Source organism: Mycobacterium sp. TH-M116 (assembly GCF_057473685.1).
The window spans coordinates 1-6,722 of sequence record NZ_JBYCLC010000081.1 but is presented as its reverse complement, the minus strand read 5'-3'; the positions used below and the strand labels follow the sequence as shown (position 1 = coordinate 6,722).

At 68.6% G+C, this 6,722-nt stretch carries 7 protein-coding genes and 1 pseudogene; all 8 read right to left on the bottom strand.

Translation table 11 applies throughout. From position 1 onward, the window contains the following. Positions 1-80: 80 nt before the first annotated feature. Positions 81-311: pseudogene (locus AC2VOK_RS04060) on the bottom strand (PE domain-containing protein); the annotation flags it as partial. A 250-nt stretch (positions 312-561) separates the two neighbouring features. Beyond that, the gene (locus tag AC2VOK_RS04055; RefSeq protein WP_428899341.1) at positions 562-1,167 is read right to left on the bottom strand and encodes a DUF4254 domain-containing protein; all 606 of its coding nucleotides are present in this window, start codon (positions 1,165-1,167) and stop codon (positions 562-564) included. Beyond that, entirely contained in the window at positions 1,160-1,942 is a 783-nt protein-coding gene (locus AC2VOK_RS04050; RefSeq protein ID WP_428899340.1) for a sulfotransferase family protein, read from the bottom strand. The genes AC2VOK_RS04055 and AC2VOK_RS04050 overlap by 8 nt, the downstream gene beginning before the upstream one ends. A 42-nt stretch (positions 1,943-1,984) precedes the next feature. Continuing rightward, positions 1,985-2,347 (bottom strand): YbaB/EbfC family nucleoid-associated protein, encoded by a 363-nt coding sequence (locus AC2VOK_RS04045; protein WP_428899339.1) that lies wholly within the window; start codon positions 2,345-2,347, stop codon positions 1,985-1,987. Between the two features lie 50 nt (positions 2,348-2,397). Beyond that, positions 2,398-3,045 carry a hypothetical protein gene (locus AC2VOK_RS04040; protein WP_428899338.1) on the bottom strand — a complete coding sequence of 216 codons (648 nt, stop codon included), beginning with the start codon at positions 3,043-3,045 and terminating at the stop codon, positions 2,398-2,400. A gap of 61 nt (positions 3,046-3,106) precedes the next feature. Then, positions 3,107-3,421: an ESX-1 secretion-associated protein gene (locus AC2VOK_RS04035; protein ID WP_428899337.1), complete on the bottom strand. Its 315-nt coding sequence runs from the start codon at positions 3,419-3,421 to the stop codon at positions 3,107-3,109. A 53-nt stretch (positions 3,422-3,474) separates the two neighbouring features. Beyond that, the gene (locus tag AC2VOK_RS04030) at positions 3,475-4,665 is read right to left on the bottom strand and encodes an EspA/EspE family type VII secretion system effector (protein ID WP_428899336.1); all 1,191 of its coding nucleotides are present in this window, start codon (positions 4,663-4,665) and stop codon (positions 3,475-3,477) included. Between the two features lie 180 nt (positions 4,666-4,845). Further along, entirely contained in the window at positions 4,846-6,441 is a 1,596-nt protein-coding gene (locus AC2VOK_RS04025; protein WP_428899335.1) for a PPE domain-containing protein, read from the bottom strand. Positions 6,442-6,722 lie beyond the last annotated feature (281 nt).

The window sequence follows — 6,722 nt, the reverse complement described above, 5'->3', positions numbered from 1 at the left end:
TTCTCCCCTCGCTACGTGCCCAGGGTCGCAGCGCGCGCCGCCTCGGTGGCGACGGCCACCCCCGAAGCCATGCTCTGCGCGCCGGAGAACAGGCCGCGCTGTGCCGCGTGCTCGGAAACCACACCCAGGTAGCCGGCGCCGCAGGAGTTGAGCGCGGCCGAGAACATCGCCGAGTCGGGGTCTGCGCCCATCGGTGTCGTTCCGAGCAGCGCCGGCGCCGCCGCCGACGCCGCCGCCTCGGTTTCCGCGCTGATCGCCGACTCGGCACCCGCCGACGCCAGCACGGCCTCCGGCTGGACGAAAAACGTCATGATTCCCTCCCGAATGGTCAAGCGCGAGAACATCCCCCTGGCTGGGCAGTGTAGTGCTGCTCGAGCGATCGCGTATTCACGAGTTAGCGGTATTCACGAGTGACCGGGCGACTCGGCCGCTACCCATCCGTCAAGCGAACGGCCTCGTCATCGTCGGCGGCGTCAACGCGCCTTCCCGGCTGAAGCAGATCCGCGACGTTATCACGCACAACTCCCGCGGGCACCCGGAATCGGGAATCCACGGGAGACCTCAGCGCTCGCCCGGATCCTCGAACAGAGTGCAATAGCCCTGCTGACCTGCGGATTTGAATTGCCGGTAGACCGTGAATCCGATGTGGCCGTCCCGAATACACGCAAGGAACCGCTCCAGGCCACCGATGAGGTCGTCGTACTGCTGTTCGAGCACCGCGAGCCGCGAACCGTTCCGTTCCGCGTCTGGCGTGTGCACCATGCGCAAGGTGAGCACCGAGAGCCGGTCGACGATCATCGCGGGGGTCTCGGTATGCAGCGGTGCGCTTCGGACTGGGTCGAGCCGCTCGAGCAGCGTGGCGTCGAGGTTCTCGACGGCGGCGTTGCGGCGGGCGTTGAGGTCGTCGATGGCGCGTTTCCCACGGGCCACCTCAGGGTCGCCGACGCCGGGGCGACGGACGGCGTCTTCGTGATGCCACAGATCGAAATTCAGCGCGTGCAGATGCAGCGCCCGCGCCGTGACTCGGTCGTTGGTGTCGGAGGCGGCGGGAGCTGTGCGATGCCACTCCAGCGCGGCCTCCTGAAACCGGCGTGCCGCGTGCAGCAGTTCGGCGGCGGTCGAATCCCGGAGCCGCGGCAGCGGCGCCCGTGGAAGCCGTTCAGTCATAACCGAAGTGGCGCGCCAGGGCGTCCACCTGGGCCCAGGCGGGGTCGTCGGCGTCGATCCGGTCGCGCGCCGGGATCACCCGGCGCAAGGGGCGCAGGTTGCCCGCCTTCCACGGCAGCACGGCGCCGTCCCGGAAAAACTGGCCGTCACCGACCGTCTCGGGGGGCGGATGGGCGATCCCGGCGGCGGTGTCGGAAAACGTCAGGCCCCAGCGGCCCAGCGCGGCATCCAGTGCCGCTGCCGGTTGGGCCACAAAATCCTCGTAGCGCGCCACCGCGGGTGCGGCGCCGCCGGACATCAGCGGCTGCAGGAAACGGTGCAACAGCGCCAGCGCCTCGGCCACGGTGTCCTTGATCCAGAAATCCAGCGGCCTGCGCTGGGGTGAGTTCCTGCGCAGCAGAACCGAATTGACGACCTCGCGGGGATCACGCAAGACGAACAGGACTGCGGCGTCGGGAAACATGCCCGTGAGCTGGTGCAACCGTGCCGCATACCAAGGGTTCTTCTCGCCCCAGATGGTGCAGGGGCGGACGATCTCGTTCATGATCGCATGCAGGGCGGCGGGCGGGTCGCCGGTTTTCTCTGCGCAGCGCCGGTAGGTCTCGTAGACACCGCGCTCACGCAGGAATCCCTCGAGCCCGCCGGCCAGCCGCCCGATCCGGACGGCCCCGATCAGGTCGATCTCGTCGAAGAGCTTGATCTGGTGGTGGCAGTTGAGGAACTGGGTGACGATAGTCGTCCCGGATCGCGGTGCCCCGACGACGAATAGCTGCACTCCAGTCCCGCTCCCACCCGTGGGCCGCCACTACCGATGCCGCTAAACGGTTTCCGCGCCGGGCAGCCCGATCATCTGCTGCAGCGGGGCGGCGATGCGTGCGACCGCTTCCAGAATCCGCTCCCGCTCGGCGTCGCCCGCCTCGGTGACGACGGCCTGCGCGTTGCGCATCGCCTCGTTGACCCGCCGCTCGACGGCGCCGGCGCCCAACCGGAGCAGGCCGGGTTCGATGTCCAGGCCGGTCAGCCGCAGGCGTCCGTCGAGAGTCACCCGCACGGTGTCGGCCTCGTCGGCGCCGCAAAACGATTCGGTCTTCAACTTGTGCGCCTGCTCGTCGATGACCGACTGGATCTGCTCCGCCATCCGCAGCACCTGGTCGACCTGCGGGTGCGTGTCGGGGCTCATGTCGGTGTCCTTGTGATCCGGGGAATTCTCTGCGGGAGCGTTGGCGGCGGTCATCGGTCGTCGCTGACGTATCGCGTGGCGAACACCTCGGCCTGGGCCCGTGCCGCCGCTTCCGGGGACGGCAACTCCGTGACCCCTTCGCCCAGCATCTCGGCCAACGCTTCGTCGTCGTCGGCGCCCAGCGCGTGGAAGGACTCGAACACGAAGGTGCGCTGGATCGACAACGCCTGTTGCTGCGCCAGGTCCGCGATCACGAATATCTCTTCGGCCAGACCCGATTCGGTCATCGACGCCACCTCCGGAGACAGCTTGACCACCTGGATCGACCCGTCCATCCGCGCCGTCACCGACACGGTTCCGGAGGGATTGGTCACCGTCGCCAGCGGCTCGTCGTCATCCTCCTCGCCCGCATCGGCGGTATCGGTGTCACCGGCATCCCGGGGCAGCGCGTCGGCCAATCCCGGCGCACTGCCGGTGTCGGCGGAGGCGGACGATTCGGCACCCACCAGGGCGTCGATGTCCGGCGGGTCCGCGCTCCCGGGGCCTGACTGGTCGCCGAAATCCAAAACCGCGCGGTCATCCGCTGCATATCCGTCGCCGAAATCCGAGCTATCACCGCCGTCGAGAACGGACTGGTCGCCGAAATCCAGGAAGGCGAAGCCTTCGTCGCTACCGGGCCGAGATGGGGTGGTGTCCACTATGGCGCTTCTCTTTCTGGACTTTTCACGGTCACGGGCGGTGTCAGGACAGGGCAGTCGATCAGTCGGAGAGCACTTGGCGGTCGAGGTTTTCGCCGGTGCGGACATCGGTCTTGCCATACGCGTCGGCGCTCAGCCGGAGTTTTTCGGCGAGGTCGACCGAGACCGCCAGCATGTTGGTGCAGGCGCGTTCGCGGGCTTCCTCGGCGCGTTTCATCGCGGTGACCGAGCCGATGCAGATCAGGCCGTGGTCGAACAGCAGCTTTTGGGCCCGCCCGTCGGCGACGGCAAGTGCCTCTTCGAGCTTCTTGGCCGCTTCGTCCTGCTCGGATGCCAGTTGCTCGACGTAACTGGTGTCCGCACTGAGCTTCCTCATGAACCCTCCCCTCGACGTCTGCTTCCCGAGCACCGGCGGCCGCGCACCGCGCCTCAGCGAACCCGCTCGCGGGCTTGCTCGGCGGCCGCGGGGTCCACTGCGTCGAGGGGGACGCGTTCTGTGTGCTCGGCGCCCGCGCCGGCCCCGTCACGATGTTCGTCACGCGGCTCGTCATCGACCGACGATGCCGGAGCCGAGGGTTTTTCGCCACCGGCGCCGCGCGGCGCGGCCGGGGCCGCCCCGGGCGCACGGGTGGCCGTGGGGCCACCCACTGGTGTGCCGAAGGCCGCCGCGATCCCGGTTTGCGGTGTCCCGCCCGCGGCGACGCCCGGCACCGGGTACTCCTCGGGGGTGTCGCCGCCCGCGGTGGACGGGACCGCCGCCGACACCGGGGACTGTGCGGCGGAACTGCGGGACACCGGCGCCGGGGCGGCGATGCCGGGTGCAGCCGGGGCCGGCGCGGTTGCGCCGCCGACGGTGCCGAACTCCCCGACCGTGGTCTTGGGTGCCGGTGTTGCGGTGGGTGCCACCGAGTCCGCACCGGTCACCGACGCGCTGTCGGCAACGACGTTGTATTGCGCGGTGATGGCGTCGATCTCGGTCCCGTTGGCCGAGGCGTTGATGCGCGTCTCGTTCGTGATTATGGTGGCGACTGACATCGTCATGCCGAACGTTGCGATCTGAAACGCCCATGATGCCATCGGATTCCACGCCCGCAAGGCGACGGCCACGGGGATCGCGACAGTCAACGCCGCCCGGCAGTACGTCAACGCGAGTTTGGCGTCTTTGACCTCGCCGGCCTGCCTGGCCAGGATCGCTGCGATGCTCGCGTCGAGGCCGGACATCGTCTTCGCCCAATCGAGCTGGGCGGCGTTACGCGAATCATAAGCGTCCGCGGAGTCGCCCGACCAGGAGCCGTCGCCCACGGTCGCATCCTTGAGGTTTTCCCACGCCAACTCGAATTTTTCGGAGCCCAACTCGTAAAACTGTCCCTGATCGGTGGCGCTTCCATGCAAGATCGTCAGCGCCGTCACGAGTTGGATCCCGATCTCGAGCAGGTAGACCTCGGCCCCGAAGTGTTTCTTCCATTTGTCCGGCGCATAGTATTTGCCGAACGCGTAGCCCAACTGGCCGGCCATCAGCGCGGTGTTGGCGACGGCGTCGGCGTAGTTTCCGGTTGCGTATCCCTTGACGGCGGTGAGGCCGCTGAACGGCACCTTCATCACATCGGAAACTTTGGGCACCGCAGTGTCCTCCTACTCGGGTGATGACGTGGCCGGCCGCAGGGCCTGAAAAGAGCCTAGCCTAGGCCGCGTGGGCCGCCGCGCACGAGTTCCGTTCCGCCGCATGCGGTTAACCGTCGGGCACGCACGCTTCACCGAAACGACGCGGCCCCGTTGACTGGCGTTCACCTGAGGGCGGGATCAGCGGCGGGTGTCGTCGGGAGTGTCGTTGCGCGCCCGAATACCGATGATCCCCGACGTCCACGCCCGGTCTTCGGTGTAGATCTCCTCTTCCTCGCCCAGGCGTTTGGCTTTCTTGTCCTGCCCCTGGCCCTGCCCGGCCCCGGGCGCACCACCCATGGGTGCCATGCCCATGCCGCCGCGGCTGCCTGCTGCACCGCCGGCCCCCGCACCGCCGCCGGCGCCGGCCACGCCGCCGATCCCCGCACCACGTCCCGCGCCCGCCTGGGCGGCCGATTCGGCAGCAGTTGGGGGCTGCAGCGGTGTGCCCGGCACATCGACACCCCCGACGCCGCCGCCCACCGACGCCGGTTTCATGCCGGAGCCGACCGACAGCCCCGACGCCGCCGCGGCGTCGCCGGCCCCCGCAGCGGTACCGGCATACGGGTTGGCAACCGTATCGGCCAGACCGGACACCGCATCGTAGAGGTTGCCCGAATAGGGGTAGCCGCCAACACCGCTCAGCACCTCGCCGCCGCCGGCGGGCAACGCCTCGCCGCCGCCGGCGGGTAACGCCTCACCACCACTGCCGGGGAGCACCCCATCCAGGCCCCCGGACAGCACGTCCTCGAGCGCTCCGGAAAGCACGTCACCCAGGCCGCCGGAATCCTCGGAGGGAAGGGCTGCATCGGCGGGCGGGATGTGCGTGGCGGTGGGCGGCGCCGACGGGTACACCGGCGCCAGCGGCATGCCGCCCTGCAGCCGGTACTGGGCCAGGACCTCTTCGGACTTCTGCTGGATCTTCGCGTAATCCTCTTTGAAGGCGCGCAGAAACTTTGGGTCGTTATAATGCATGAAATTGAGGTAGTTCATCTTGGCCAGACCACATTCGTACGTGGACGGGTGTTCGGTGACGGCCCACTTGTGCGCCGCGACAACCTGTCTGGCCTGGGCGGCGATCTGGTTGCAATACCCCACCAGCCCGATCGTGTATTTTTTGTACGCCTCGAAGTTGGCCTCGACGGCCTTCGCGGCCGTGCCGTCCCAGTACTCGAAGGCGCGGAGCCGCGGCATGACGTCCTGCTGCAAGGTCAGCGCGTAGGAATCCCAGTCGCCGGCGAACCCGCTGAACGCCGGTCCCTGGTCTGGAGCTTCGATGTCCCGGGCTGCTGTATCGACGTCGTAGTAGGGCAACTCAACTGAGTCCGGCAGGATTACGTACGGGGTCCAACCTTCAGGTGTGCGGGCGTCTGTCCTGCCCATCGCCTGACCGTCCCCGCCCGAAAGCGCTTGACTGTCCCCTCCGGACGACTCCGCCGTCGCCCCTGACCCCGAGGACTCGCCGCCCATCGACTCCGCAGCCGCCGCGTCGACCTCCTCGTAGGCCTGGGCGGCGTTTTTGAGGGACTGCGCCAGCGCCTGATACTCCTGTTCGCAATAGCGGATGCAGTCGCGGATGGCACCCGACGACAGCCCCAGTTGCGTGGCCGAATCAACGACGAAGGGGACCTCACACGGCGGTACCGGGGCCTCGGCGGGCGCCGCCGGCAGTGGCGCCTCGAGTTCGGCGGCCCTGGCAATCAGTTCGTCGTATTCGACGCTGAGCATCTCCGCCATCGCTAACCCCTCCTCGTGCGCTTCGGCCACCGGCGCGACCCCATTGCCCACCACCTCGCGGCCCCGCCCTCCTGCGAGCGCGCCAGCTAGACAACCCGTACCGGCGCCAAGCCTAACCCGGCCTTACCCCCGCGCCGTGCGGCAAATTTCGTGGCGGGCCACCGGCGTCGGCGAGATCAGCCCGTCAGGCCATGCTCGGCGCTCAGGTCTTCCACCGCGCCCAGCACGTCTGCCACCGTGATACCGCTCATGGACCGGCGGTCGATGTGGCGGTGCGGCCC

What these genes read in the sequence shown, in the direction of transcription:
- AC2VOK_RS04055 (WP_428899341.1), bottom strand. Translation starts at nt 1,167, where the DNA reads ATGACTGAACGGCTTCCACGGGCGCCGCTGCCGCGGCTCCGGGATTCG.
- AC2VOK_RS04045 (WP_428899339.1), bottom strand. Translation starts at nt 2,347, where the DNA reads ATGAGCCCCGACACGCACCCGCAGGTCGACCAGGTGCTGCGGATGGCG.
- AC2VOK_RS04035 (WP_428899337.1), bottom strand. Translation starts at nt 3,421, where the DNA reads ATGAGGAAGCTCAGTGCGGACACCAGTTACGTCGAGCAACTGGCATCC.
- AC2VOK_RS04025 (WP_428899335.1), bottom strand. Translation starts at nt 6,441, where the DNA reads ATGGCGGAGATGCTCAGCGTCGAATACGACGAACTGATTGCCAGGGCC.